The sequence below is a fragment of the Streptomyces sp. SCSIO ZS0520 genome (genome assembly GCF_025643355.1).
In the GTDB taxonomy this organism is placed as follows: domain Bacteria; phylum Actinomycetota; class Actinomycetes; order Streptomycetales; family Streptomycetaceae; genus Streptomyces; species Streptomyces physcomitrii.
Genome location: NZ_CP092644.1, coordinates 4322238 through 4349139, shown reverse-complemented (window position 1 = coordinate 4349139; position 26902 = coordinate 4322238). Strand labels below are relative to the sequence as shown.

Sequence of the window (26902 nt, the reverse complement as noted above, 5' to 3'; positions counted from 1 at the left end):
AGCCCTGGAGACACAAAGGGCCCCCCACGCACCCGCCAGAGCCGACCTACCCTTGCTGCCTTCCGGCCCTGGGGGAGTTCAGTCAGATAGCGCCACGTGAGGGGCTGCGCCCAGGGTACCCGATCAGCTGACCGGGAACGAGTTCGCGAGCACTCCCACGCTTCATGTAATGTTCCCGGCGGAGGATTCGCCTAGAGGCCTAGGGCGCACGCTTGGAAAGCGTGTTGGGGGCAACCCCTCACGAGTTCGAATCTCGTATCCTCCGCCAGTGCCTCACCGGGCACGATGTCGAGGGGCCCCACCGCAAGCGGTGGGGCCCCTCGGCGTGTGTGGCGGCCGTTGCCCCCCTCACCCCTGCCCGCTGGGAATCACGCAGTTCTTGGGTTGAGGGCTGCCCGTGGGCCAGCCGAGGCCGATGAAGCGGAGTTTGCCGCGGCCTTTTTCGCCGGGGTCGAGTTCGACCACGGCGGCGGGTTTGTCGTAGGCGTTGCCGCCGCTGGTGAGGCAGATGAGGCCGCTGGTGCCGGGGACGCGGTGCTGGGACTGGAGGAGGACCCACTGGTTGCCGACGTCCTCGCGGGAGGGGATCCTCGTGCCGTCGCCCATGGCCTGGTGCACGGCCTTGCCGACGGTGACGAGGCCGTCGTAGGAGAGCATCGTGCGGGAGTCCTCCAGGCGCGGGGTCGCCGCCGGGGCCTTCCAGGTCTCCCCGGTGTCGGCGATCCACTGGTGCAGGGTGTCCAGGGCGGCCTTGGGCTGGGTGAGGTACTCGGGCGGCTCCGCGGTGCCGTGCTCGCGCCGCCAGCGCTTCAACTCCTGTTCCCAGGCGGCCGGGTGCCCGGGGGCGGCGTACTGGACGCTGACCTTCGGCCTGCCGTCCTCGCCGCGCAACTGCTCCCAGTTGCGGGGGGACATGGAGAGTTGGAGGGAGGCGGCGTCGGAGCCGCTGATGACGGTGTAGTGGCGGCCCTTGCAGCCCACCTCGGCGAGTTTGAGGGCGAAGATGCGCAAGTGCATGGAGCGGCCGGCGAAGTAGACGGTGTCGGCCTCGGAGTCGCAGATGTTGTTGGCGACCTGGGCGAACTGGTTGCCCGTCGAGCCCGCCTCGTCGATGGCGGGGGACTCGAAGGGCATCGCGGCGGGGCCCGAGGGTCCGACCTCCTCGATGTCGCCGAAGGCCTCGGCAAGGGATTCGGTGTAGGCGTCGGCGCGCTTGTCGTAGACCAGTACCGTCCTGCTGTCCCGGCGGCCCTTCTCGTTGAAGTCGGCGAGCGCCTGGGCGGCATCGTGATTGGTGGGGATGATCCGGGCAAGGCCGGGGAAGCGCTCCTCGCCCCTGTCCCTGTTGGCGATCTGGTCCCCGCTGATCCGGGCGGCGAGCACCGGGACCCGGTGTTCCGTGAGGCGTTCGACGGCCTTCTCGGTGTTGTCGAGCGTGAGGTTGAAGCCGGTGACGGCGCGCAGCCGGTCCTCAGCGGAGCCGGCCATGCGCACCAGGGTGTCGGAGACCGCGGCCCACTGCCCGTAGTTGCGCCCGGGGTTGGCGAGCACCAGCCGGATCCTCGGGGGCTCCCCCTCGCCCCGGTTGGCCTCCAACTGGCCCAAGTACGCGCCCTGGAGGTCGCTGCGCATCTGTCGGCGCAGCGCCTCGGAGCCGGACTGGAGCGGCAGCATCATCGCCACCGTGACATGCGGTTCGTCGGCGATCCGCGCGTTCTCCCTCGCGATGGCCCGGGACACCTCGGCGATCTCCGGGGAGCCGAAGTCGTAGCCGCCGGCGCTGACGCCGATGCACTCGCCGCCCTTCTTCTCCACGCCGTCGGCGCACATCTCCGGCTTGCGGAAGACGGTCCAGGCCGTCCAGGAGGCTGCCGCGAGGGCCGCGACGAGCAGCACCGAGTAGAGGATCTTCTTCCATCTGGGCATTGCGCTACCTCCTTCGTCCGAGCTGACCGGTGCAGGTGCAGCGCAGCAGCGGCTGCTCGTTCTCCGCGAGGCCGCTCCAGTCGGTGGCCATCTCGCTGAGCTGTCCCGCGCCGTCGAATTCCATGATCGACAGCAGGTCGAGGAGCTTGGCCAGGGTGCGGGCGGTCTCCCTGCCGGTCGGCCTGGTCCGCTCCTCGCACAGCCAGACCGCGTGCAGCAGTTGGTCGACGGTGCGGCGCAGCGCGGGGCCCCGGGCGGCCATCCGGCCCTGGGCCCGCTCCCGCCGGGCGTCCGCCCCGCCGGGGTAGGGCGCCTGCGCGATCTCCAGGAGGTCGGCGCACCACTGGCGGGGGCGGCCCGGCAGGGTGGCGACCAAGTGGTCGACGACGTCGTCCGCGCCGCCGGAGACCAGGTGGTGGCTCATCCGGTGCGCGGTGACCGAGCGGAACGCCCGGCCCTCCGGGGCTGCCCCGTCCACAGCCGCGCGCCCCGTGTAGTGGTCCCGCAGCAGGTGGTGGTCGGCGCTCCAGGCGGCGCCGCCCGGGCGCAGCCCGTACAGCCGGTGCACCAGCATCTGGCGCAGGCCGAAGTCGCCGATGAAGTGGCGTTCGCAGCTCGGCCAGCCCGTGTCGGTGAGGAGCTGGGAGAGGTGATGGGCCGTCAAGTGGTGGACGTGGCCTGCCTGGTGGTGGCGCAGAAGGACGTCCGCGCACTCCTTGTCGTGGGCGACCGACAGATGGGTGAGCAGGTCGAGCCACTGGTCGCGGTGCTCGGTCGGCAGCCGTACGGGCAGTTGGTCGAGGATCAGCTCCTGGAGCAGTACGTCGGCCACCCGCTGCTCGGGGGCGCCGTCGCCGGGTATGCGCAGCGGGGCGTCCAGGATGTCCCGGTCGTTGGCGTCCTCGGGCATCCGGAAGGCGGCCGCGGCGGCGGCGAGGCGGATCACCGTGTGCGGCCGTCCGCCGCTGAGCCGGGCCACCGCGGCGTCGATGCGGCGGCGGTTCGAGGCGCCCTCCGGCTCGGTGTGGAGCTGCCTGCGTTCGGTCTCCCGGCGGAGCTGGTCGCCGGTGAGCAGGGGCATGCGCAGCAGCAGTACTCCGTCGGCGAGCGGGGCGCGGTCGGCGGTGCCGTCCGCACGCCGGGTCCAGGCGGGCGGTCCGCCGTCGGCCGGCCGGAACTCCGCGGGGGCCGCCGCCTCCTCGGCCGGGAGTCCGCCGTGCAGGAAGGCGCCGCCGTCCGCCCTGCGGGCCGTGCCCACAATCACCAGGCGGTCGCGCTGCCCGCCCCGGCGGTCGGTGAGCGCGGCGCGCAGCAGCTGCTCCCCGAGCGGCGACTCGGCGTGGTCGAGGAGCAGTCCGGGGCGGCCGACCCGGCGCAGCCAGCCGGCGGCGGAGGCGTAGGCCGCCTCCAGGTCCTCGCGCAGCGCCCGGAAGAGGAAGCTCTCCGCCAACTCCCGTGCCTCGCCGCCGGTGTGGAAGTCAGCGGCGAGGTTGCGCAGTCCGTGCCTGGGCTGGCCCGCGGCGCCGGGGTACGAGCCGTAGATGCGTTCGAGTTCGTGCCGGCCGCGGGGGGCGAGGCGCTCGAAGAGGGCGTCCAGGATCGCGTTGCTGACGGCCGCCGAGTACGGGTCGAGGGCCTGCCCGGACAGGGTCGTCAGAAGGTTGCGGACGGTCCCGCCGAGCATGCCGCGCCAGAAGTCGCCGGTGACCAGGCCGCGCAGGCGCTGCTTCTGGGGCAGCTGCTCGTAGCGTTCGACCTCCGTGGCGACCGCCTCGGGCGAGCCCTCGGTGGCGCCGGTGGCGATCATCGCGAGGCCGGTGAAGAGCCGCGGGAAGGCGAACGAGCCGCCCGTCCCCTGCCACAGGCACAGCCGCCGGGCGACCTCCACCAGGGCCTCGGTCGCGGCGGAGCGGGCGCCGGGCTCCGGCTCGGCCCGGTCGGCGTAGACCGGCGAGCCGCAGTCCAGGTGGATCACCGGCACCTTGGCGGCGAAGGCGTCCCGCACCGCGCGCAGCAGCCGCCCCTTGCCCATGCCGGGTCCGCCGGTGAGCAGCACCACGGGCAGGTCGGGCCCGTACAGCGGATCCCGGCCGCCGCCGGAGGGCGACCGCCCGAGGAGGTGCGCGAAGAAGCCCTCCTCGCTCAGGAGTTTCTCGAACCCCAAGTCGTCACACACGGACCCCCCATGAAGTGTTCATCCCGTCCGAAGACGGTTTCCCACTGTCCGATGCACCAGAAAAGGGTTAGTGGAACACGAACACTGTTGTTCGGCAACGACCCCTGCAAAAAAGGGAGTTGGGGGGATGAGGGGGTGGCGCGAGGGTGGGCGCCGCGGCAGGCAGGCGCCCGCGTGCCGTCCCGGTGACGGGCACCTGCTCTCCGCTCGGCGAGGGGACGGGGGTGCCCCGGATGTCCGGGGGTGCGCAGGTGTGGACCCACTGGACGGAGCGGAGCGGTCCGGTACCGCCGAGGTCGCCGCGGCCGCCCGGGGGAGGCACTCCCCGGTGGGGACGCGGTGGTCGGTGCGCGCGTAGGAGGCCGCGTTCGGGTGGGCGTCCTCGCCGTAGCCGTTGTCGCACACCGAGCGGGGCGCCCTGGTGCGCAGCCGGTCGCAGACGATGATGCCGCTGAGGGTGTCCCGCTCGGTGTCGTACCCGACGACGATGCCGTACGGACCCATGGCGGAGCCTCCCCCGTGCGGAGCGGCTGCCGGCACCGGGTGGGCGTCACCCTGTGTGCGGGGCGGCACGCTGGCGGCAACTCGACCGGAGGGCACGGCGTTTGCGGCTGACGGCCGGGGGATCCGTGCGGCCGGGGACGCGTCCGCCGCGCTCGTCAGGACGTCCCGCGCGCCCCTCGTCCCGCCGCCCGGCGGGCCCACTCCCCCAGCACCGGGACGCACCGCTCGGCGAAGTGCTCGTAGTCGGCGGGGGTGTTGTAGACGTGGGTGGACAGGCGGAAGTAGCCGGTGCCGCCGAAGCTGGTGAAGGCGGCGGCGACACCCAGTTCGCGGCCGACGCGGTCGCGGAGGGCGTCCGCCTCGACGCGGGTGGCGCCGAGTGGTGCGGGGAGGCGGACCAGGCGCATCGCGCCGACCGGCATGCCGACGTCCACCCGGCTGTCCTCGCCGGTGAGTTCGGCGAAGGCCGCGCCGATCAGGTCCTCGGCGTAGTCGGCCAGGGCGCTCAGGTAGGCGCGGGCGGCGGGCCAGCCCCAGGTGTCCTCGACGAAGGCGAGTGCGGTGGGCGCCGCAAGCGGGCCCGTGGCGTCGACGGTGCCCTGGGTGTCGAAGCGCTCGGGGTACGGGTCGGGAGCGCCCCAGGAGTCGATCAGGGGGTGGAGGTCCTCGCGCAGGGGGCCGCGGGCGACCAGGGCGGCGGTGCCGCGCGGGGCGCAGCCGAACTTGTGCAGGTTGCCGACCCAGAAGTCGCAGTCGAGGCCGGCGAGCGGCTCCTCGGCGAGGCCGGGCACATGGGCGCCGTCCACGAGCACCGGCACGCCCCGCTCGCGGGCCGCCGCCGCGATCCGGGCCACCGGCAGCCAGCGCGCGGTGGCCGAGGTGATGTGGTCGATCACGAGGAGCCCGGTCGAGGGGCCGAGGGCGGCGGTCACCGCCTCGTGGGCGGTGTCGGCGTCCGCGTCCAGGGGGACATGGACGGTGCGCAGGCTGCCGCCCCAGCGGCGGGCGAGGCGGGCCGCGCCCATGGTGACCGCGCCGTAGCCGTGGTCGGTGACCAGGACCTCGGCGCCGGGGCGGGGCGGCAGGGCGAGGTGGGCCGCGCTCGCACCGCCGCTGGCGTTGGGGACGAGGGCGAGGTCGCCGGGCGGCACCCGCAGGAAGGCGGCGACGGCGGTCCGCGCGGCGGCGACCCTGCCGGGCAGCTCGGGGAACCACCGCACCGGTGAGGCCTCCATCTGCTGCCGCAGCCGGTTCTGCTCCTCCTGCGCGCAGCGCGGGACCGCCCCGAACGAACCGTGGTTCAGGTGCCTGATCGCCGGGTCGAGCGTCCAGGCGGCCGCGGCGGGCCGGCCGTCGGGCAGCGTGAGCGGTTCGGGCGCGGGGGCCTCGGTCGTACGCACGGGACTCCTGGTGGCCGGGCGGCGGGTGCCGCGGGGGCGTCGCGGCCGGCCCTGTGCTCGGGTGCCCCGCGACGGGACCGGTGTGACGGGCACTCCTCGCGGTGCCCGTCACACGGTAAGGGGGACAGTGGTCGGGGGCGGGGCGGTACCGGCGGCCCCGCCCGGCGCCCGGCTGCTACCAGGCGCGCATCTCGGTGCCCGCCGCCGACTCGCTGCGCAGTCCGCCGGGCCCCTCGACGGGCTCGCCGAGGACGGTCACGCGGTGCATGACGCGGTCCACGTCCAGGTGGGCGAAGTCGGTGGGGGCGAAGTGGCAGGTGCTGCGGTTGTCCCAGAAGGCGATGCTGTGCGGTTCCCAGCGGAAGCGGACGGTGTACTCGGCGCTCGTCAGGTGCTGGAAGAGGAGGTCGAGGAGGTGGCGGCTCTCCAGTTCGGAGAAGCCGGTGATCCGGGTGGTGGAGCCGGGGCTGACGAACAGGGCGCGTTCGCCGGTCTCGGGGTGGACGCGGACCACAGGATGCTCGGCGACCTGGGGGTCGGCGCAGAACTTGCGCAGGATCTCGCGGTCGCGTTCGTCGGAGTGGCGCAGGTGCACGGCGTTGAAGAAGGCGTGCTCGGCCATGAGTCCGTCGCAGAGCCGGCGCAGGGGGGCGGCAAGGCCCTCGTAGGCGGCGACGGTGTTGGTCCACTGGGTGTCGCCGCCGAACTCGGGGGTGCGCTCGGCGCGCAGGATCGAGAGGGCGGGCGGGTTGGGGTACTGGGTGAGGTCGCTGTGCCAACCGGCAAGCGGGGAGAGCCACTTGCGTCGGTAGTGCTCCTCGAAGTCGGCGCCGTAGCGCTCGGTGTCGGCCCGGGGGTCGACGGTGAGGATCTCGGGGTGGCCTTCCGGGTGGACCCCGTGCTTGGCGCCCTCGCGCCGGGTGAGGGCGCCGAAGCGGCGACCGAAGGCGATGTGCTGGGCGTGGTCGAGCGGCTGGTCGCGGAAGAAGACGACGCGGTGGGCGAGCACCGCGGCGCGTATCTCCGCCACGGTGGCCCCGTCGAGTTCCTCCCGCAGGTCGACGCCGGAGATCTCGGCGCCGATGCGTCCCGCGGTCCGGCGGACGGTGAGTCGGGTGGGCTGCACGGTCTGGTTCACGGTGGTGCCTTTCGGACGGGCTTTTCACATGGGGGGAGGGGCCGGGCGCGGCACGGGTGTGCCGGCGGGGCCGCCGGAAGGAGTCCTCGGGTGGGGGCGGTCAGGGGGTGCGGCTGAGGAACTGCGTCCACAGCGGGAGCAGCAGCAGCGCGGCCACGGAGCTCTTGACGACGAGGGCCGCGGCCATGTCGGCGCCCACGCGGTAGCGCTGGGCGAAGATGAACAGGTTCTGCGGGGCCGGCATCGCGGCGATCAGGACGAGCTGGTCGAGCCGTACGCCGTCGACGCCGAAGAGGTGGTGGCAGACCGCATAGGTGAGCAGCGGGAAGGCGAGGCACTTGAAGGCGATGAGCCCCAGTTCCTCGCGGGTGGTGCCGCGCACGTCGAGGCCGGTGCCGCCGAGGTGCAGGCCGAGGGCGAACAGGGCGACGGGGGAGGCGCTGGCGCCGACGAAGTCGAAGCTGTCGAGCACCACGCCGGGCAGGTGCAGCGGCAGCAGGTTGAGCAGGATGCCGGCGTTGCAGGCGAGGACGACGGGGGTCACCAGGGAGGCGTACACGGCGCCGCCGAGGCGGCGGGCGCGGCTGCCGGTGCGCTCGGCGCTGCCGAGCTCCATGACCGAGAGGATGATCAGGGAGAGCACGCACACCTGGAAGAGCAGCACCGGGAAGATCGGCGCCGCGTCCCCGAAGAGCATGATGAAGACGGGTACGGCGAAGTAGGCCGTGTTCACCTGGACGGCAGCCATCACCCGCAGGGCGATGCCGCGCGGATCGCGTACGCCGAAGGTGCGCACGAGGGTCCCGGTCAGCGCGGCGGCGGCCAGGGCCGCCGCCGCGTAGCCGGTGAACGCCCGCCAGTCGAAGAGGGCGCCCAGGTCGCTGCGGTAGATGCTGCCGAAGAGGAAGCAGGGCACCGCGAAGAGGAAGGCGTAGTCGGCGAAGACCTGGGAGGCGGCCGCGGGGACGGCGCCCCGCCGCGCGAGAAGGACTCCGCAGCCGAAGGCCAGCACCACCGGTGCCAGCTTCTCCAGCGCCTCGACCGCTCCCATGCGCGCGTCCTCGCCTCGTCCTGCCTGCTTCGTCCCGTGTGCGGTGCCCGCTCCCGCGGCGGCTGCCCGCGGGCCGGTCCCGGTCAGGGGGCCGGGGCCCACGCATTCGGCACTTCCACGTCGCCGCTGCCGTCAACCAGCCCGCGGTAGCCGGTGACGAGGGAGTGCAGGAGCGTGTTGCCCCGCACCTCGTAGCCGTGGCCGTCGATCTCGGCGACCGGGAGGATCTCGCAGGCCGTGCCGCACAGGAAGGCGCCGTCGGCCTCCTGGGCGAAGGCCGGGGGCAGGTCGCCGACGACGACCTCGACGCCCTGGTGCGCGGCGAGCGCGAGGACCGCCGCCCGGGTGATGCCGTCGATGGTGCAGCGGGTGGTCGGCGTGTGCAGGACCCCGTCCTTGGTGAAGAACAGGTGCGCGCCGGTGGCCTCGACGAAGTTGCCGCGGTCGTCGAGGAGCAGGGCGTCGTCGTAGCCCGCCCGCAGGGCCTCGTTCTTGCTGACGGTGCCGATCATGTAGTTGCCGGCCGCCTTGGACTTGACCGGCGCGTACGCGGGCGAGGGGCGCCGGTAGCGGCCGGTGACCAGCCGGATGCCCTTGTCGAGGGCGTCGGTGGCGGCGTAGTACCCGGCCGGGAGCTCCCAGGCGGCGAGGGTGGTGTGCACGGAGGTGTGCAGCGCCGCCGTCTGGATGATCTCGGAGCCGCGCCAGGCGTTGACCCGCAGGTAGCCCTCGGTGATGCCGGCCCGCTCGACCACGTCGCGGGCGGCCTTGTGCAGGACCTCGCGGTCGTACTCCAGCGTGAAGTCGAGGATGCGGGCGGAGGCGGCGAGGCGGTCGAGGTGGTGGCTGAGCAGGAAGGGCTCGCCGCGGTAGATGCGGATGCCCTCGAAGATGCTGGAGGCGTAGTGCAGTCCGTGGCTGAGGACGTGCAGGGTGGCCTCGCTCCACTCGACGAGGGAGCCGTCGTACCAGATGTGCCCGGTGCGCCGGTCGAAGGGAAGCATGCGGGCCTCCTCAGAGCGCCAGGTCGAAGAGGTGGTGCTGCAGGTCGCCGACGAGGGCGACGAAGCGGCGCTGGTGCTGGGTGAGGGCGCGCACCGAGACGCCGTGCAGGGCGAGCCGGTTGATCGGGTAGAGGACCAGGGTGTTCGCCTCGTAGGGGATGGTCATGACCTCCTCGACGTACTGCGGGTCGATGTCGAAGCGGTTGTCGCCGTACTCGGAGGCGCTGGTGTGGAACTTGTGGGCGCCGGGGCGGTACTTGTAGAGGACCAGGTCGCCGCCCTCGGTGTCGTCCTCGGGCAGGCGCATGTAGAAGAGGCCGCCGAAGAGCTTGTAGGGCTTGTCGACGTGCGGGCCGCGGTAGGCCGAAGGGCGGCCGGTGACCGCGGAGTTGATGACCGCCGTGCAGTCCATGAGGATGTCGTGGGTCTCGAAGCCGTCGCGGTTGCGGCGGCCCACCCGCAGCTCGCGCAGCGGGGTGCCGATCTTCTCCTCGGCCTCGGGCAGGTTGGCGAGCAGGTCCTCCTGGAAGAGGTCGAGGAACTCCTCCAGGAAGGCGGGCGAGGCGTGGTAGGTGACGAAGTCCTTCCAGACCTGCGCCACGGTGGGGTCGGCGAGTATGGGCTCGGACATGTAGTTGTAGCGCTCGTTGCTGGTGATGGGCTTGCCGATGCGCTCGGCGATGTACTCGCCGGTCGGCATCGACTTCGACAGCGCCTCGTAGAGCTCCTGCGGGAGCGCGTTGCGGACCACGACGTGCGGGAAGGGGTCCCGGCGGATGTCGTCCTTGGTGACATGGGCGAGCAGCGAGACGACGGAGGGTCGGTGCTCGGCCTGCGGTGCGGTCATGTTCGGCTCATTTCCTCGGGTGTGCGGCGGCCTCGGTGGTGAGGCCCCGGCGGTCTCGGGTGGTCAGGCGGTGAGGTCGCGGGTGGCGAGCCAGGTCTCCAGCATCAGCAGCGACCAGAGCGCGTCCGCGGCGTGCGCACCGGGCGACTCGGTCTGCAGGCGCAGGAGTTCGCGTACGGAGTCGGCGCGCACGAAGGCGTGGCAGCGGGCCCCGGGGGCCAGCAGCAGGTCGCCGATCATGTCGTAGAGGGCCTCGCCCGGCTTGATCATGGCGGCGATCGGCAGGGTGAACGGCTGCTTCGGGCGGTCGAGGACGCTCTGCGGGACCCAGCGGCGCGCGGCCCTGGCGACGGGCGCCTTGACGGTGTCCCCGGCGACCTTGATCCCGGCCGGCAGGGCGTGCGCGAAGCGCATCACCGAGGGCTGCAGGAAGGGCATCCTGGCCTCCACCGAGTGGGCCATGCTCAAGTGGTCGACGCGGCGCAGGATGTAGTACGGGAAGCGGGCGAACTGGTCGTAGCGCAGCAGGGTTTCGAGCTTGTTCCGCTCGCCGGTGCGCACCCGCCGGTCGAGTTCGTCGCCGCTGGCGTCGCCGAAGAAGCCGCCTGCGGCGCGGACCTGGGCGAGGTAGTCGGGGGTGTAGAGGCCGCGCAGGCCCTCGGTGTGCACGGCGGCCATGGTGCCCTGGTAGGCGCGGTGCCAGGTGGGGCTGTCGTCGCGGGCCGCCTTCACGAACCGGGCGTAGCCGCCGAAGAGCTCGTCGGCGCCGTCGCCGGTCAGGGCCACCTTGAAGCCGGCCTCGTGGACGGCCTCGAAGAGGGCGTACGTACTGAGGCTGTGCGGGGCGTTGTTGGGCTGGTCGAGGTGGCGGACGAAGCGGTCGACGAGGGCGGGGAACCCGGCCGGGTCGAGCAGGACCTGATGGTGGTCGGTGCCGCAGTGCCGGGCAACCTCGGCGGCCCAGTGGCGTTCGTCGGCGGGCCAGTCGCCGCGGTAGGCGATGTTGAAGGAGGACACCTCGGGCAGCAGGTGCGCGGCGAGTGCGGTGGTGTAGCTGGAGTCGAGGCCGCCGCTGGTGATGACGCAGACGGGGACGTCCGCGTCGAGCATGCGGCCCATCTCCCGCTGCAGGAGGGCGTCGAGCTGCTCGCCCGCGGCCTCCACGGTGGGCGTGGCGTCCGGCCAGTCGGGCCGGGCGGGCTCCAGCGCGGTCAGGCGCAGGTCGAGGCGGCCCGCGGCGAGGCGCAGGACGGAACCCGGCTCCAGGGTGCGGACCTCGCGGTGGACGGTGCCGGGGCCCCAGACGGCGCGTCCGCCGAGGTAGCGGTCCACGGCGAGCGGGTCGATCGCGGCGGGGAAGTCGGGGTAGCGGGCGAGCGCGCGCAGTTCGGAGGCGAAGCGGAGCCCGCCGTCGGAAGTCCGGTAGTAGTAGAGCGACTTCATGCCCGCGTGGTCGGTGAAGAGCTGGAGCACGGGCTCGGGCCCGCGTTCGTCGACGAGGGCGATCGCGAACATGCCCTCCAGGCGGGAGACGAAGTCCTCCCCGTGCCGCTCGTACAGCGGCAGCAGGACGTCCCCGTCGCAGTCGCCCTCGAAGAGGTGCCCCTGGGCGCGCAGTTCGGCCCGCAGCTCCCGGTGGTTGTAGATCTCCCCGTTGAAGACGCAGGTGAGCCCGGGGCGCCGGTAGGGCTGGCTGCCGTGGGCGATGCCCTGTACGGCGAGGCGGTTGCTGCCGAGCGCCCAGCGCTCGCCGAGGCCTGTGGTCTGCGCGTCGGGGCCGCCCTCGCGCATGGCCCCGCCGACCGCGCGCAGGGCCTTTGGGCCGAGGTGCGGGCCGTCGAGGTGTCCGTAGATGCGGCACATGGTTCAGACCTCCGCGGGGGTCCCGGCGCCGACCGGGGAGAGTCGCAGCCCGGCCGGGCTCTGGCGGGCGGCCGGGTAGTGGCGGGCGAGGAACTCGATGACGATCTCGACCTGCCGCAGGATGTCGTCGACCTGTTGGGGCCCGGGGCTCACCCCGTGGCCCTCCAGCGCGCTGTTGCCGGTCTTGAGGTGGAGCGGCGCGGCGACGCGGACGAAGTCGGGTGCCTCGTAGGTGCGGATGAAGCCGCCGGACTTCTTCGGGTTGTCGACGTGGCAGTCCAGCGGGATCCGCACCGCCTGCCGCAGGGCGGCGATCATCGGCAGGGTGAGGTCGCGCACCGGGTTGAAGCTGTCGGCCCCGAGCATCTCCAGCATCTGGGCGGCGGCCGGGTTGCCCTGCCCGCAGTGGGCGGAGACCTTCAGGTGCAGGTCGGCGGGGAGGTCTCCGGCGGTGCGCAGCCGCCCGAGGGCCCACAGCAGCCCCTCGTCGTAGACGACGAAGCCGCGTACACCGAGTTCGACGCCGCGCTTGACGTCCTCCACGGCGCGGACGATCTGCTCCTGGCCGCGCAGCCGGTAGCTGATGCGGGAGCCCTCGGGGGTCTGCACCCCGGCGCCGATGTCGTAACCGGCGCGGGGGCCGACGGACATCAGGATCTCGGCGCCGAAGTCCCTGCCGAGGGCGACGTACTCGCCGATCTCGCGGGCGGTGTGCCGGTACATGCCGCGGGTCTCGGTGATGCGGTTGATGGTGAAGCCCCGGCGGCGGCTCTCGCTGAGCAGGGTGGCCGCGGCCTGGACGGAGTTGACGGTGGGCACCTCGATGCGGAAGTGGCTGCCGTCCGCGAAGGTGCGGGCCGAGTCCGGTACGTCGGCCAGGTCCCCGGAGGGCAGCCCCAGCCGGGCGAGCTGCGCCCTGGTCTCCTCGTAGAAGGCGGTCGTGGTCACCTCGTCACCTCGAATCCCAACTGGTCGGCGGTGCGGTGGACGATCTCCTCCGCGAGGCGGATCGAGGTGTCGTGGTCGGGGTGGACGACCTGCACCTCGCCGAAGTTGCCGAGGTTTCCCCGGCAGGGGGCGAGGACCTCGCCCTCGGGGAAGCGGACGGTGAAGGAGTGCAGGTGCGGCGCGTACTGGGCGGCCCAGGCGGTGTCGGGCAGGTGCGCGGGGCGGGGCACGGCGTCGGCGGCGCCGAACCAGCGGACGGTGGCGTACTGGGTGAAGCGGGTGGGCGGCCGGTCGACGGGCTCGTTCAGGTGGATGCGCACCAGGAGTTCGAAGATGTCGCCGCCGCCCGCGAGCCGGAAGAGGTTCGGCAGGCAGGAGCCCATGAGGCGCGGGTTGCACTCGATGAGCCGGGGCCGGCCGTCCGCGCCGAGCATCACCTCGACGTGGAAGACGCCGAGCCCGAGTCCGAGCGCGCCGACCACGGACTCGGCGAACTCCATCACCCGGTCGTGGTCGGCCGCGTCCAGGGCGGCCGGGATGGTGGTGCCGGTCTCCAGCGCCTCGTGCCGGTGCCAGGTGGACCGCTCGCTGACCGCGAGGCGCAGGAACTTCCCCCCGGACAGGCCGAGTTCGGCGGAGACGAAGCGCCCGCTGAGGTACTCCTCCACCAGGATCCCCGCCGCATACGCGGGGTCGGCCGCCGCATCGGCGAGCACGGCGCGCAACTCGTCCTCGCCGGCGAGGACATGGGCGCCTTCGCTGCCGGAGCCGCGGGCGGGTTTGACCACCACCGGGTAGCCGTGGCGGGCGGCGAAGGCGGCGGCCTCCTCGGCCCCCGGCACCACGGCGTGCGCGGTGCCGTCGATCCCGGCGTCGGCGAGGATCCGGCGGCAGCGGTCCTTCTGCTTGGCGTTCTCTGCCGCGGCAGCGGAGGTGAAGGGCACCCCCAGCTCCTCCGCGATCCGGGCGACGGGCACCACGAGGGCGTCGACGGTGGCGACGAAGCCGTCCACGGGGTGCGCGTCGTGCACCGCGCGCACCTGCGTGCGCAGGGCCCCGAGGTCGGTGGCGTCCTGAAGGACGTGCACGGTGTCGACGAACCTGCCGTACGGGGTGGCGTCGAAGTCGATGTTCTGCGACTTCTCCATCCGCAGCGAGCGGATCAGCGTGACCCGGTGGCCGAGGCGGGCCGCGGCCTCGAAGGCGGGGGCGTTCCCGGCCTTCCAGGTCACGAACACCACGTGTTTTCGGCCCTGTCGGGGCTCTGCGAGCCCTTCGTGCCCGGTCATCGGGTCCTCCTCGCGAAGCGCTGGCCGATCCGTACGAAGCCGGGGGTGGCGCTGCCCGGTGCCGGGATGAAGGAGATGGAGCCCGCGAGGACGTTCCGCTCGGACATCGAGCTGAAGCCGCCCGCGCCGGACAGGACGAGGCTGCCCTCGTCGAGCTGCCGCCAACTGCCGTTCGGGGCGCGCTCGGCGTACTCGTACCGCAGGTGCTCCTCGCCCCGCAGGACGTGCAGGCGGTAGCCGTCGGAGGCGTACACCCCGGGGCAGTCGTCGAGTTCCATCTCGAAGGGGCGGCCGGTGCGGATGAGGCCCTCGCCGGTCAGCTCCCGCAGCAGGTCCTCGTAGAGCCCGAAGGCCGGGTAGGCGTTGGCGAGCAGCAGCAGGAAGGTCCCCTCCTCGGGGAAGATCTGCACGAAGTTGTGGTGGCCGCTGCCGTTGGAGTTGAAGCCGAAGGCGGAGGGGCCGAACATCAGCCAGCCCAGTCCCCAGGCGTGCATGAAGTGGTGGCCCGGCACCGGGATCTGCGGGGTGCGCATCTCCGCGGCGAGTTCGGCCGACAGCAGGCGTTCCCCGCTCGGGGCGACGCCGTCGTCGAGCGCCAGGCGGGCGACGGCCGCCAGCTCTTCGAGGGTGAGGCAGACGGAGAAGGATCCGGCGGCGTCGTCGGCGACGGTCTGCCGGGGCGGGTCGTGCGGCCGGTAGCTCTTGGTGGGCTCGTGCCACAGGTAGCCGGTGGAGATGTCGTCCCCGTAGTGGCCGTTCTCCGCGAGGGTCTCCGGGATCGCGGCGATGCCGAGCGGCAGGAGCATCAGCTCGTTGACGGCGCGCCGCCAGGACATGCCGAGCAGCTTCTCGATGACGCCGGCGACGATGGAGGTGCCGACCGCCGAGTAGGCGAAGACCTCTCCGGGCGCGAAGAGCTGGCCGTACTCGCCGAGGGTGGCCAGGTAGCTGTCCAGGTCGGGCAGATCCGTGTCGTGCCAGACCTCGTAGCTGTCGTCGACACCGCTGGTGTGCGAGAGCAGGTGCCGCAGGGTGACCCGGACCCGCTCGCCGCCGCGGCGCACGAAGGCCTCTGGGAGGATCCCGTCGAGCGGCTGGTCGAGCCCGAGGAGCCCGCGGTCCACCAGGCGCAGCGCGACGAAGGCGAGCATCGGCTTGGTGATGCAGGTGATGCGCTGGCGGGTGCGCGGCCCGTAGGGCGTGCCCGCGGCCACATCGGCGAGGCCGTGGTACGTGCACTCCACCCGCCCGTCCACCAGGACCGCGACACCCGCGCCGGGCACGCCGTGGCCGCGGGCCGACTCCCGCAGGGTCGCGGCGACGGCCGCCGCCCGGCCGGGGCCGCCGGCGGCGGTGCCCGCGGCGGGGGCCTCGGCGCGCTTGCGGCGCAGCAGCTCCGCCTGGGCGGCGAGGGTGCGGTGGGCGTAGATCTCGGCGACCCGCACCGGGCGCCCCGCGGTGTCGCCCAGGCGGGCGGCGAGCAGGTTCGCGAGCAGCGAGTGCCCGCCGACGGAGAAGAAGTCCAGCTCGGCGGCGAGCTGCGGCAGGCCGAGCAACTCCGTCCAGGCGTCGGCGACTTCGCGTTCCTCGGGGTCCTCGCCGGTGAAGGCGGCGGCGCCCGCGCGGCCCCAGTCGACCGGGCGGGCGGCCAGCGCCTTGCGGTCGACCTTGCCGTTCGGCAGGACCGGCAGCCGCTCCTCCAGGAGGATCTTCGCGGGCTGCATGTAGTGCGGCAGCTTGGCCCGCAGGTGGGCGGACATCTCCTCGGCGGTGACCGCGGCACCGTCGAGTCCGACCCAGCAGACCAGCCGGGTGTCGCCCGCGGTGCGCACGGCCAGCGCCGCCACGTCGCGCAGACCGACCACCTCGCGCAGCACCGACTCGATCTCGCCGAGTTCGATGCGGAAGCCGCGGACCTTGACCTGGTTGTCCTTGCGGCCGAGGAAGCGCAGTTCGCCGTCCTCGGTCCAGCGGGCCAGGTCGCCGGTGCGGTAGAGGCGGCAGGCGGGCCTGCCGGGCCGCGGGTCCGCGGGGGCGGGCAGGAAGGCGGCGGCGGTGCGCTCGGGGTCGTCGAGGTAGCCGTCCGCGACTTTGTCGCCCCCGAGGTGGAGTTCGCCGACGGCGCCGAGGGGCACCGGCCGGCCCTCGGGGTCGAGCAGGTAGGCGCGGGTGTTGTGCACCGGCACGCCGATGGTGGGCTGGCCCTGGACCGGCCCGGTGAAGCACTTCCAGGTGGAGTAGGTGGTGTCCTCGGAGGGGCCGTAGAGGTTGTAGAGGCGCTCCACCGAGGTCTGCGCGAAGGCCGTGTCGACCAGTTCCCTGGACAGCGGTTCCCCGGCGACGTTCAGCACCCGCACGGAGTCCGGCACCGCCCCGCGCTGCAGCAGGACGTTGAGCGCGCTGGGGACGGTGTTGACGAGGGTGGGGGCGAACCCGGGGTCCTCGGTGAGGGCCAGGACGTTGCCGACGACGACCACGCAGCCGCCGCGGGTCAGCGGCGCCCACAGCTCGTAGACCGAGAGGTCGAAGTTGAGCGAGGTGGAGAACAGGACCCGCGCGAGGTCCCCGGCCGGGTAGGTGTCCTCGGCCCAGGCGAGGAGGGCGACGACGTTGCGGTGGCTGATCACGACGCCCTTGGGCAGGCCCGTGGAGCCCGAGGTGTGGATGAGGTGGGTGGTGTCCTCGGGGCGCACGGCGAGCTGCGGGCTGCTCCCCGGCTCGGAGGCGGCCTTCTCCCACAGCTCCCCGCTGGGCAGGCCCGGCACCCCGGTCCCGGCCAGCCAGCCGGGGGCCTGCTCGCCCTCGTGCACGACGAGGGACATCCCGGCGGTGGCGGCGATGGTGCGCAGCCGGTCGGCGGGGTAGGCCGGGTCGAGCGGCACATAGGCGCAGCCCGCCTTGTGCACGGCGAGCAGCAGGGCGACGGTGCGGTGGGTGCGCTCCAGGCTGACGCCGACGCGCGCGCCGGGCGCGAGTCCGCGGGCGCCGAGCGCGCGGGCCAGACGGTTGGCCTGCTCGTCCAGCTGCCGGTACGTCCAGACGGTGCCGCCGAAGTCGACGGCGGGGGCCTCTGGGGTGCGGGCGGCCTGCGCCTCGACCAGGCCGTGCACGGTGGCGGTGGTGTCGTAGGGGTGGCCGGTGTCGTTGAGGACGGTCAGCAGGCGGTGGCTCTCCTCGGCGGAGAGCACGCTGAGCCGGCCCGCGGGGGCGTCCGGACGGGCGGCGGCGTCGCGCAGCAGGACGCCGAGGTTCACGGCCATCCGGGCGGCGAACGCCGGTTCCAGGAGGGCGGCGTCGTGGTGCAGGACCAGGTCGAGGGCGCCCTGTTCGGTACCGATCTCCAGGAGCAGGTCGTATCCCTCGGGCAGTGGGACACCCTCGCGCCGCAGGTGGCTGCCGGCGCGCAGCCCGGCACCGAGCGCGGCCGGGCCCCGGGCCGACGCGGCCCGCTCCTCGCGGAGCCGGGCGAGCGCGGCGGCGGCGACGGGCAGCGGGGTCTCCTCGTCCAGCAGGGCGGGCACCGCGAACTCGGCTGCCGCGGACGGGTGTTGGCCGCCCGGCGCGGGGTCGGCGGTACGGCCGAGGGCCAGCGCGGGCTGCCCGCTGCAGCGGTGCAGCAGGAGGGCGAAGGCGGCGTGCGCCAGGTCGTCGAGGCGGGCGCCCGCCTCCTCGGCGCAGCGGGCGAGGTCCCCGGGGCGCTCTTCGGACCAGGCGTGCCGCCTCGGCTCGGCGGCCGTGCCGCGCGGCTCCCTGACGGGAAGCTGCAGGGCCACGGTGGAAGAAGCGGCGGAAAGATCGCCCACGGTCATGTTCCCCTTGTTGTTCTGCTGGGTTCTTCTGCGTACTTCTGTTTTCTACTGCGCTTTTCCGGGTGCTGCGTCGCGCCTGCGGACGCGGAATCCGGGCGGCAGCGGCGGATCATTTCCCGGTGTTCTCCGGGCGCGGTCCGCCGCAGCCTTTTGTCATGTCATTTCCGCGCGGGATCGCTGCGGTTCCTCTCCCTTTCGCAAGGGAAGATGTCGGGCATTCCCCGGGCGGAGCGGCAGTGATTCCCTGCGGACTCACCGTGAATGCACGGTTCCTCGGCGGTCAGACCGCGGCCGGTTCGGGGGCCGCCTTTCCGGATTCGCCGGCGCGCTCGGCCCACCGCACGAGCAGCGGCATCGCGGCGCCCACCAGGGCGAAACCGACCGCCATCGCCACCCAGCCGGCCACCCCGTGCTCGATGGCGAGCCAGGTCAGCAGGGCGGGCGCGAGCATCTTGCCCATGTCGGCGCCCATCGCGTAGGTGCCCTGGTACTGCCCCTGGGCGTGCTCGGGGGCGAGCCCGAAGGCCATGCCCCAGCTCCCGGCGGACTGCCGGATCTCGCCGAGTACGTGGGCGAGGGCGCCCGCGAAGAGCAGCAGGCCGGCGAGGAGCGCCGAGCGGCCGCCGCTGCAGGCGAAGACCAGGCAGGCCGCGGCGAGGCAGAGCGCGCCCGAGCGGGAGGCGCGGGCGGCTTCCCGCGGCTCGTCGGTGCCGCGGGCGGCGCGCACCTGGAGCAGCACCACCGCGACGGTGTTGGTCAGCAGGATCGCCGCGATCATCCAGCGCGGGGCCTCGGTGCGGTGCAGCACCCACAGCGGCAGGACGACGTCGAGCAGCAGGTTGTGCATCGACAGCAGCCCGTCCAGGACGACGAAGGCCAGATAGGGCCGGTCGCGCAGCACGACTAGCGCGGGCCCCGGCCGGGCGGGCTGCGGGGCGACCGCGGGGAGCAGCAGCGAGAGCAGCCCGGTGACCAGGTAGGTCGCGGCGTTGAAGACGACGGCCGCGCGGTAGAGGGGCTCGGAGTCGACGGCGAGCAGGAGCCCGGCCAGGCCCGCGCCCACGGAGACGCTGACGTTGCTGGTGGCCCGCAGATAGGCGCGTACCGAGACCCGGTCCTCGGGCGGGATCAGGCCGGCCACCATGGCCATGCGGGCGCTGCGGCTGGCGCTGTAGGCGACGGCCTGCACGCAGACCACGGCCACGTACGTGCCGAAGCCGTCGACGGCGAGCAGGGCGGCGGTGAGCGGGCCGAGGGCGAGGAAGGACCAGAGCTGCAGGGCGCGCGGGCCGAGGCGGTCGGCCAGGTGCCCGGTCGGGGTGCTGACGGCGAGCGCGACGGCCGCGGCCGCTCCGACGCCGATGCCGAACTGGCCGGGTGTCAGGTCGAGCACGGTGGTCGCGTAGATCGCGTTGAGGGCCATCCACAGGCCCTGGCCCATGGTGTGGACGAGAGTGATGCCGGTCAGGGTGCGCGCCGGTCCGCGCGGGGGGAGGAAGCGGCTCAGCATGTCCCTGCCGTACGCCGCCGTCGACCGCCCCGCCGCCGCTCGCGGCACCAGGGCACCGCTCGGCCTCCGCCTGCCAGCAGACCTGACACGCTCCCCCACCTCTCGTTCAGCGCCATTGCCAACGAAGAACGGGTAAATCCCCCGTAACCGGGACCAAGATCACCGGTCCCGCGCAGCCCCTATCGAAACGGCGGACACGCCATGGTGTCCAGAAAACTATTCTGTGACGCGCATCACAGTGAATAGATATTCTATCTTCAACACAATCCCTCCTGGCAATTCCGGAAAGATTTGTCGCCGATATCCTATCTACCGGCGGGTACGAGCGGTCGGAGGCGTGAATTCCCGATAAACCGGAGACCTCACCCCTGCCCACCCCGGAAGCGCGGGTGCCGCACCCCTGCCCGGGCCCGCGGATGCAACCGCACGCAGACCGCACCACGCACCCTCGGAGATCACCGACTCGCCCTTCCTCACGGGGAATGGGCGCCGACGCACCCGGGAGCGGAGCCGAAGAGCCGGGCGGAGTCCGCGAGTCGGCGAGCGTGCGGGTCGCACGGCAGGGGCCGCACGGCAGGCAAGGGCACCGGGCGGCGGGGAACGGCAGAACACGACAGGGACACAGCGGCCGGGCCGCCGCCACCGCGAGGGCTACGCGCGTAGCGATTCCGCGGAGAAGTCATTGTCATGTCCGCAACATCTCGCTAGTGTGCGGGACTTCAGCCCTCGCTCCCGACTCCCGTGTGGTGCGAGGGCGTTCCTGTACCCCCACAGATCAGGAGCACCGATGCCCCGCCCCTCCACCTCCGGCCGCCGACTGCGCACCCTGGTCCTGGCCGGTATCACCGTCACCGCGCTCGCCACCACCGGACTGCCGGCCGGCGCCGCCGTGCTGGACGGTACGGCCCCCCACACCCGTACCCAGTCCGCGCAGGACACCTCACTCAACTCGGCCTTCGCCAAGGCCGCCGAGCGCTTCGGCGTGCCGCGCGACCTGCTGGCCGCGGTCGGCTACGGCGAGACGCACCTCGACGGCCACCAGGGCAAGCCGAGCCAGGCCAACGGCTACGGCGTGATGCACCTGGTGAGCAACCCAGGCCACCGCACCCTGCACGAGGCCGCCGAACTGACCGGGCTCAGCACCGCGGAACTGCGCCGGGACAGCGAGGCGAACATCCTCGGCGCCGCGGCCGTGCTGCGCTCCTACGCCGACAAGGCGGGCCTGAGCGCCGCCGAGCGCGGCGACCTGGACGCCTGGTACCCGGCCGTCGCCCGCTACAGCGGCAGCAAGGGCGCCACCGCCGCCCTGTACGCGGACACCGTCTACGACTTCCTCGCCAAGGGGCTGCTCGCCCGGACCGGCGGCGAGGAGGTCACCGTCGTCGGGCGCTCGGTGCACCCGGAGAAGGGCGGCCTCTCGGCGGAGGACGTCACCGCGCAGAGCCCGGACTACCCGCCCGCGCTCTGGGTGCCCGCCTCCACCAGCAACTACGCCGCCGGGCGCAGCGCCGCCATCGACATGGTGGTCATCCATGTGACGCAGGGCTCGTACGCGGGCACGGTCAGCTGGTTCCAGAACCCGGAGGCGCAGGTCAGCGCCCACTACGTGGTCCGCTCCTCGGACGGCGAGATCACCCAGATGGTGCGCGACGGCGACACCGCCTGGCACGCCAGGGACGCCAACAGCCATGCGCTCGGCATCGAGCACGAGGGCTTCGTCGACGACCCGAGCTGGTTCACGGACGCCATGTACCGCTCCTCGGCGGCGCTCACCAAGCACCTCTGCGACACGCACGGCATCCCGAAGGACCGGGCGCACATCCTCGGCCACGTCGAGGTGCCGGGCAACGACCACACCGACCCGGGCCCGCACTGGAACTGGGACTACTACATGCAGCTGGTCGGCGGCACCGGCGTCGGCGACGAGCTGAGCTTCCCCTCGTACACCACCCAGCAGGACGGGGCGAGCGGCGCTCAGGTCAAGGCCGTGCAGAAGCTGCTGAAGGCGCAGGACTTCGACGCGGGCGAGGTGGACGGGAAGTTCGGGCCGACCACCGTGAGCGCGGTGAAGGCCTTCCAGAAGTCCCGGGGTCTGACCGCGGACGGCGTCGTCGGCGCGAAGACCTGGACGGCGCTGCTCTCGGCCGGGACGAAGCCCACGCTGAAGAACGGCTCCTCGGGCGAGGACGTGAAGCGGCTCCAGCGGGCGCTGACTGCGGCGCTCGGCTCCACGGTGAAGGTGGACGGCTCCTTCGGCGCCACCACCGAGACCGCGGTGCGCTCCTTCCAGAAGGCGCGCGGGCTGAGCGTGGACGGCATCGCGGGCGCGGCCACCTGGACCGCCCTGCAGTCGGGCAGCTGACCACCGGCGCGCCCCTCCTCGCGCCTCCTCTCCTACGGGTCCTACGGGGCCGCCCCTTCGTGGGCGGCCCCGTAGCCGTACCCCGGGTCCCCGTACTTCTCGGCGGGGGCACCCCGCAACGCGTACCCCATCGGTCCCGGCGGCGCGAGGCCCGCCCATAGTGCTTACCCGTTCGGCCTAGGCACCGCCGATCCCAGGATCGCCAGGTCCTCCCGCGAGAGATAGCTCACCGGATACCTTCGGCCGTGCCGGGTACCTCACCGGCAGAGCCGTCTGCATCCGTCGGGAGCGCAGGCCGTCCATGTGGTGGGATCCGCCCGCACGAAGCTGTGCGAACGGCTTACCGGGCAGTAGCGTCGCCGCCACGGCAGTGTGCAGTGTTCCTAACGGGCAGGTTGAAGGGAATTCGGACATGTTCCGCAAGGTGCTGGTAGCCAACCGCGGGGAGATCGCCATCCGGGCGTTCCGCGCGGGATACGAGCTGGGGGCGCGGACCGTCGCGGTCTTCCCGCACGAGGACCGCAATTCGCTGCACCGTCTCAAGGCCGACGAGGCCTACGAGATCGGCTCGCCGGGCCACCCGGTGCGGGCGTACCTCTCGGTGGAGGAGATCGTGCGCGCGGCCCGCGAGGCCGGGGCGGACGCGGTCTACCCGGGGTACGGCTTCCTGTCCGAGAACCCGGACCTCGCGCGGGCCTGCGAGGAGGCGGGCATCACCTTCGTCGGGCCCAGCGCGGACATCCTGGAGCTGACCGGCAACAAGGCCCGCGCGGTGGCTGCGGCCCGGGCGGCGGGCGTGCCGGTCCTCGGCTCCTCGGAGCCCTCCACCGACATCGACGAACTGGTCACCGCCGCCGAGCAGTTGGGCTTCCCGGTCTTCGTGAAGGCGGTCGCGGGCGGCGGCGGTCGCGGCATGCGGCGCGTCGAGGACGCCTCGGTGCTGCGCGAGTCCATCGAGGCGGCGGCGCGCGAGGCGGAGTCCGCCTTCGGCGACCCGACGGTCTTCCTGGAGAAGGCCGTCGTGGAGCCCCGGCACATCGAGGTGCAGATCCTCGCGGACGGCGAGGGCAATGTCATCCACCTCTTCGAGCGCGACTGCTCGCTCCAGCGCCGCCACCAGAAGGTCATCGAGCTGGCCCCCGCGCCGAACCTCTCCCCCGAGCTGCGGGAGCGGATCTGCGGCGACGCGGTGCGCTTCGCCCGCGAGATCGGCTACCGCAACGCGGGCACCGTGGAGTTCCTCCTCGACCGCGACGGCAACCATGTCTTCATCGAGATGAACCCGCGCATCCAGGTCGAGCACACGGTGACCGAGGAGGTCACCGACGTCGACCTGGTCCAGTCCCAGCTGCGCATCGCGGGCGGCGAGACCCTCGCCGACCTCGGCCTCTCCCAGGACACCGTCTATCTGCGCGGCGCCGCCCTGCAGTGCCGGATCACCACCGAGGACCCGGCCAACGGCTTCCGCCCGGACACCGGCATGATCAGCGCCTACCGCTCCCCCGGCGGCTCGGGCATCCGCCTCGACGGCGGCACCGCCCACGCCGGTACGGAGATCAGCGCCCACTTCGACTCCATGCTGGTGAAGCTGAGCTGCCGGGGACGCGACTTCGCGACCGCGGTCGGCCGGGCCCGCCGGGCGGTGGCCGAGTTCCGCATCCGCGGTGTCTCCACCAACATCCCCTTCCTCCAGGCGGTCCTCGACGACCCGGACTTCCAGGCCGGGAACATCACCACCTCCTTCATCGAGCAGCGGCCGCACCTCCTGACCGCGCGGCACTCCGCGGACCGCGGCACCAAGCTGCTCACCTACCTCGCCGACGTCACCGTCAACAAGCCGCACGGCGAGCGCCCCCAGCTGATCGACCCGGCCGGCAAGCTGCCGCGCCTGGACGGCGCCCAGCCGCCCGCCGGTTCCAAGCAGAAGCTGGTCGAGCTGGGCCCGGAGGGCTTCGCGCGCTGGCTGCGCGAGTCGCCCACCCTCGGCGTCACCGACACCACCTTCCGCGACGCCCACCAGTCGCTGCTCGCCACCCGGGTCCGCAGCAAGGACCTGCTCGCCGTCGCCCCCGTGGTGGCGCAGACCCTGCCGGAGCTGCTCTCCCTGGAGTGCTGGGGCGGTGCCACCTACGACGTGGCGCTGCGCTTCCTCGCCGAGGACCCCTGGGAGCGGCTGGCCCAACTGCGCGAGGCGGCCCCCAACATCTGCCTCCAGATGCTGCTGCGCGGCCGCAACACCGTGGGGTACACGCCGTATCCGACCGAGGTGACGCACGCCTTCGTCGAGGAGGCCACCGCCACCGGCATCGACATCTTCCGCATCTTCGACGCCCTCAACGACGTGAGCCAGATGCGCCCCGCCATCGAGGCGGTACGCGAGACCGGCAGCGCGGTCGCCGAGGTCGCGCTCTGCTACACCTCCAACCTCCTCGACCCGGGCGAGCAGCTCTACACCCTCGACTACTACCTGCGCCTCGCCGAGCAGATCGTGGCGGCGGGCGCGCACGTCCTCGCCATCAAGGACATGGCCGGACTGCTGCGCGCCCCGGCCGCCGCGAAGCTGGTGACCGCGCTGCGCCGGGAGTTCGACCTGCCGGTGCACCTGCACACCCACGACACCGCGGGCGGCCAGCTCGCCACCTACCTCGCGGCGATCCAGGCCGGGGCGGACGCGGTCGACGGGGCCGTGGCCTCGATGGCCGGCACCACCTCGCAGCCCTCGCTCTCCGCGCTGGTGGCCGCGACCGACCACACGGACCGGCCCACCGGACTGGACCTCGGGGCGGTCGGCGACCTGGAGCCGTACTGGGAGAGCGTGCGCAAGATCTACGCCCCCTTCGAGGCGGGCCTCGCCTCCCCGACCGGGCGGGTGTACCACCACGAGATCCCCGGCGGTCAGCTGTCCAACCTGCGCACCCAGGCCATCGCGCTCGGCCTCGGCGACCGCTTCGAGGACATCGAGGCGATGTACGCCGCCGCCGACCGGATCCTCGGCCACCTGGTGAAGGTCACCCCCTCCTCGAAGGTGGTCGGCGACCTCGCCCTGCACCTGGTCGGCGCCGGGGTCTCGCCGGAGGACTTCGAGGCGGAGCCGCACACCTTCGACATCCCCGACTCGGTCATCGGCTTCCTCCGCGGCGAGCTGGGCGTGCCGCCCGGCGGCTGGCCGGAGCCCTTCCGCAGCAAGGCACTTGAGGGCCGTGCCGAGCCGAAGCCCACCCAGGAGCTGTCCGCCGAGGACCGCGAGGGCCTCGCCAAGAACCGGCAGGCCACGCTGAACCGGCTCCTGTTCCCCGGCCCGACCAAGGAGTTCGACGCCCACCGCCAGGCCTACGGCGACACCAGCATCCTGGAGAGCAAGGACTTCTTCTACGGACTGCGCCCGCGCCAGGAGTACACCGTGGACCTGGAGCCCGGGGTACGGCTGCTCATCGAGCTGGAGGCGATCGGCGAGGCCGACGAGCGCGGCTACCGCACGGTGATGTCCACGCTGAACGGCCAGTTGCGCCCGATCAGCGTGCGGGACCGCTCGGTCGCCTCCGATCTGCCCGCCGCGGAGAAGGCGGACAAGTCGAACGCGAACCATGTGGCCGCGCCCTTCGCCGGAGTGGTGACGCTGGTCGCCAAGGAGGGCGACCAGGTGGAGGCCGGGGCCACGGTCGCGACCATCGAGGCGATGAAGATGGAGGCCACCATCACCGCCCAGAAGTCCGGCACCGTCACCCGGCTCGCCATCAACGCCATCCAGCAGGTGGAGGGCGGCGACCTGCTGGTCGAGCTGAGCTGAGGGCTCTCCTCGGTGACTCCGGCCCGGCCGGGTCGACCGACCGGGCCGGAGTCGTCAACCGACCGGGCCGGAGCCACCGGGGCCGGGGAGACCAGCCGCCGCCACGGCGGCCTCCCTGGCTCCGCCGCGACGGCGAGCCTCCCGGGCCCGACCCCTAAGCGCGCGGAGTGGGCGAGGTGAGATCGCCCCGGCCGGTCTCGCCCTCGGGGCTGCCCCCGCCCGCAGCCCCAGGCTCTCCGACGGACCCAGGCTCCCCGACGGCCTCAGGCTGCCCCACGGGCTCAGACTCCCCCGCGGACTCGGGCTCCCCCGCGGACTCCGGCTCCACGGACGGCTTGCCGCGGCGGGTCATCGCCACTCCGGCCAGGACGACGGCCATCCCGGCGAAGATGCGCAGGCTCAGGTCCTCGCCGAGTACCAGGGCGCCGAGCAGTACGGAGACCACGGGCAGCAGGTAGCCCACGGTCGCGGCGTCGGTGGCACCCTCGTCCGCGATGATCCGGTAGGTCAGGTGGAAGGTGACCCCGGTGGCGAGGACCCCGAGCACGATGACCGCGAGCAGGGGCTTCAGCCCGGGGTCGAAGTGGCCGAGGCTGAGGAACTCCGAGCCCGGGGAGCCGGAGCCGCTGAACGGCAGCAGCAGCGCGGTCCATCCGGTGGCCGCGAGCAGCTGGGCGGTGGAGAGCGAGAGGGTGGCGTAGCCCTTGCCGACCAGGTGCCGGTGCATGTAGTTGAAGGCGATCGCGTAGCTCGCCCCGGCGCCGAGGATGGCCAGCGCGCCCCAGCTGGTGGCGCCGTCGGCACCCCAGGGCGCGAAGATCAGCACCGTACCGGCGAAGCCGAGCAGCAGTCCCGCGAGGCGGATGGGGCGCAGTCCGCGTTCGGTGCCCAGGGTGAGGCCGAGCAGCAGGGACCAGAGCGGGGTGGTGGCGTTCAGGACCCCGGCGAGCCCGGAGTCGACGCTCTGCTGGCCGAGGCTGAAGAGGGTGAACGGCAGCGCGTTGCAGAAGAACGCGGCGACGCAGACATGCCGCCAGACCCCGGCCCCGCGCGGCAGGCGGACCCGGCTCCACAGGCAGTACAGCGCCAGGGTGAGCGCGCCGAAGACGCAGCGGATGAAGGCGACCTGCACCGGGCCGAGGCCGTCCAGGGCCAGATCGATCCACAGGTACGTCGACCCCCACAGCAGCGCGAGAACGGCGATCCGTACCCCCGCCTGTGTCGTCCGCAGGGTCCCGCTCCCGGCCATGGGGCCTCCTCCTGGCGATGTGTACGCGGGCAGCGCGCC

The 26902-nt window shown here is 73.0% G+C and carries 15 protein-coding genes, 1 tRNA gene and 1 other RNA gene; 3 read left to right on the top strand and 14 right to left on the bottom strand.

Translation table 11 applies throughout. The annotated features are described in order from the left end of the window. Positions 1-12: 12 nt before the first annotated feature. An RNA gene (gene ffs, locus MID12_RS17015) (signal recognition particle sRNA small type) lies at positions 13-109 on the bottom strand. Positions 110-180: 71 nt separating this feature from the next. Here ffs and MID12_RS17010 point away from each other — a divergent pair. Continuing rightward, positions 181-268 (top strand) — tRNA-Ser (locus MID12_RS17010). A gap of 80 nt (positions 269-348) precedes the next feature. On the opposite strand, the gene MID12_RS17005 is transcribed toward MID12_RS17010, so the two are convergent. The 12 genes from MID12_RS17005 to MID12_RS16950 all read right to left on the bottom strand — a co-directional run bounded on the left by MID12_RS17005 (position 349) and on the right by MID12_RS16950 (position 19465). After that, the gene (locus MID12_RS17005; RefSeq protein ID WP_263168295.1) at positions 349-1926 is read right to left on the bottom strand and encodes an amino acid ABC transporter substrate-binding protein; all 1578 of its coding nucleotides are present in this window, start codon (positions 1924-1926) and stop codon (positions 349-351) included. A 4-nt stretch (positions 1927-1930) separates the two neighbouring features. Then, positions 1931-4102: a hypothetical protein gene (locus MID12_RS17000; RefSeq protein ID WP_263168292.1), complete on the bottom strand. Its 2172-nt coding sequence runs from the start codon at positions 4100-4102 to the stop codon at positions 1931-1933. 659 nt (positions 4103-4761) lie between these two features. Continuing rightward, a complete protein-coding gene (locus MID12_RS16995) occupies positions 4762-6006 on the bottom strand; it encodes an aminotransferase class V-fold PLP-dependent enzyme (protein WP_263168290.1) in 1245 nt (414 codons plus the stop codon). A 175-nt stretch (positions 6007-6181) separates the two neighbouring features. Then, positions 6182-7144, bottom strand: a complete 963-nt coding sequence (locus MID12_RS16990; RefSeq protein ID WP_263168289.1) for a TauD/TfdA dioxygenase family protein — start codon at positions 7142-7144, stop codon at positions 6182-6184. 100 nt (positions 7145-7244) lie between these two features. Beyond that, positions 7245-8195: an AEC family transporter gene (locus MID12_RS16985; protein WP_263168287.1), complete on the bottom strand. Its 951-nt coding sequence runs from the start codon at positions 8193-8195 to the stop codon at positions 7245-7247. Positions 8196-8278: 83 nt separating this feature from the next. Next, entirely contained in the window at positions 8279-9199 is a 921-nt protein-coding gene (locus MID12_RS16980) for an aminotransferase class IV (RefSeq protein ID WP_263168286.1), read from the bottom strand. 10 nt (positions 9200-9209) lie between these two features. After that, positions 9210-10046: a hypothetical protein gene (locus tag MID12_RS16975; RefSeq protein ID WP_263168284.1), complete on the bottom strand. Its 837-nt coding sequence runs from the start codon at positions 10044-10046 to the stop codon at positions 9210-9212. Between the two features lie 63 nt (positions 10047-10109). After that, positions 10110-11909 (bottom strand): asparagine synthase (glutamine-hydrolyzing), encoded by a 1800-nt coding sequence (gene asnB / locus MID12_RS16970; protein ID WP_263168282.1) that lies wholly within the window; start codon positions 11907-11909, stop codon positions 10110-10112. A gap of 3 nt (positions 11910-11912) precedes the next feature. Beyond that, complete coding sequence (locus MID12_RS16965; RefSeq protein ID WP_263168281.1) at positions 11913-12857, bottom strand: peptidase; 945 nt, start codon at positions 12855-12857, stop codon at positions 11913-11915. Further along, positions 12854-14146, bottom strand: coding sequence for an ATP-grasp domain-containing protein (locus tag MID12_RS16960; protein WP_263168279.1), 1293 nt, complete (start codon positions 14144-14146; stop codon positions 12854-12856). Before MID12_RS16960 ends, MID12_RS16965 begins: the two co-directional genes overlap by 4 nt. Continuing rightward, a complete protein-coding gene (locus tag MID12_RS16955) occupies positions 14143-17955 on the bottom strand; it encodes an amino acid adenylation domain-containing protein (RefSeq protein WP_263168277.1) in 3813 nt (1270 codons plus the stop codon). Before MID12_RS16955 ends, MID12_RS16960 begins: the two co-directional genes overlap by 4 nt. Before the next feature lie 280 nt (positions 17956-18235). After that, positions 18236-19465 carry an MFS transporter gene (locus tag MID12_RS16950; protein WP_263168275.1) on the bottom strand — a complete coding sequence of 410 codons (1230 nt, stop codon included), beginning with the start codon at positions 19463-19465 and terminating at the stop codon, positions 18236-18238. A 787-nt stretch (positions 19466-20252) separates the two neighbouring features. On the opposite strand from MID12_RS16950, the gene MID12_RS16945 reads away from it, so the two are divergent. Then, positions 20253-21827 carry a peptidoglycan-binding protein gene (locus MID12_RS16945; RefSeq protein ID WP_040251700.1) on the top strand — a complete coding sequence of 525 codons (1575 nt, stop codon included), beginning with the start codon at positions 20253-20255 and terminating at the stop codon, positions 21825-21827. Between the two features lie 412 nt (positions 21828-22239). Next, positions 22240-25614 carry a pyruvate carboxylase gene (locus tag MID12_RS16940; RefSeq protein ID WP_263168271.1) on the top strand — a complete coding sequence of 1125 codons (3375 nt, stop codon included), beginning with the start codon at positions 22240-22242 and terminating at the stop codon, positions 25612-25614. A gap of 154 nt (positions 25615-25768) precedes the next feature. On the opposite strand, the gene MID12_RS16935 is transcribed toward MID12_RS16940, so the two are convergent. Beyond that, entirely contained in the window at positions 25769-26863 is a 1095-nt protein-coding gene (locus tag MID12_RS16935; protein WP_263168268.1) for a DMT family transporter, read from the bottom strand. Positions 26864-26902 lie beyond the last annotated feature (39 nt).

Bases quoted from the DNA above. Each gene is read 5' to 3' on its own strand.
- MID12_RS17005 (WP_263168295.1), bottom strand. From the start codon at position 1,926: ATGCCCAGATGGAAGAAGATCCTCTACTCGGTGCTGCTCGTCGCGGCC.
- MID12_RS16985 (WP_263168287.1), bottom strand. From the start codon at position 8,195: ATGGGAGCGGTCGAGGCGCTGGAGAAGCTGGCACCGGTGGTGCTGGCC.
- MID12_RS16980 (WP_263168286.1), bottom strand. From the start codon at position 9,199: ATGCTTCCCTTCGACCGGCGCACCGGGCACATCTGGTACGACGGCTCC.
- MID12_RS16975 (WP_263168284.1), bottom strand. From the start codon at position 10,046: ATGACCGCACCGCAGGCCGAGCACCGACCCTCCGTCGTCTCGCTGCTC.
- asnB (WP_263168282.1), bottom strand. From the start codon at position 11,909: ATGTGCCGCATCTACGGACACCTCGACGGCCCGCACCTCGGCCCAAAG.
- MID12_RS16960 (WP_263168279.1), bottom strand. From the start codon at position 14,146: ATGACCGGGCACGAAGGGCTCGCAGAGCCCCGACAGGGCCGAAAACAC.
- MID12_RS16955 (WP_263168277.1), bottom strand. From the start codon at position 17,955: ATGACCGTGGGCGATCTTTCCGCCGCTTCTTCCACCGTGGCCCTGCAG.
- MID12_RS16950 (WP_263168275.1), bottom strand. From the start codon at position 19,465: ATGCTGAGCCGCTTCCTCCCCCCGCGCGGACCGGCGCGCACCCTGACC.
- MID12_RS16945 (WP_040251700.1), top strand. From the start codon at position 20,253: ATGCCCCGCCCCTCCACCTCCGGCCGCCGACTGCGCACCCTGGTCCTG.
- MID12_RS16940 (WP_263168271.1), top strand. From the start codon at position 22,240: ATGTTCCGCAAGGTGCTGGTAGCCAACCGCGGGGAGATCGCCATCCGG.
- MID12_RS16935 (WP_263168268.1), bottom strand. From the start codon at position 26,863: ATGGCCGGGAGCGGGACCCTGCGGACGACACAGGCGGGGGTACGGATC.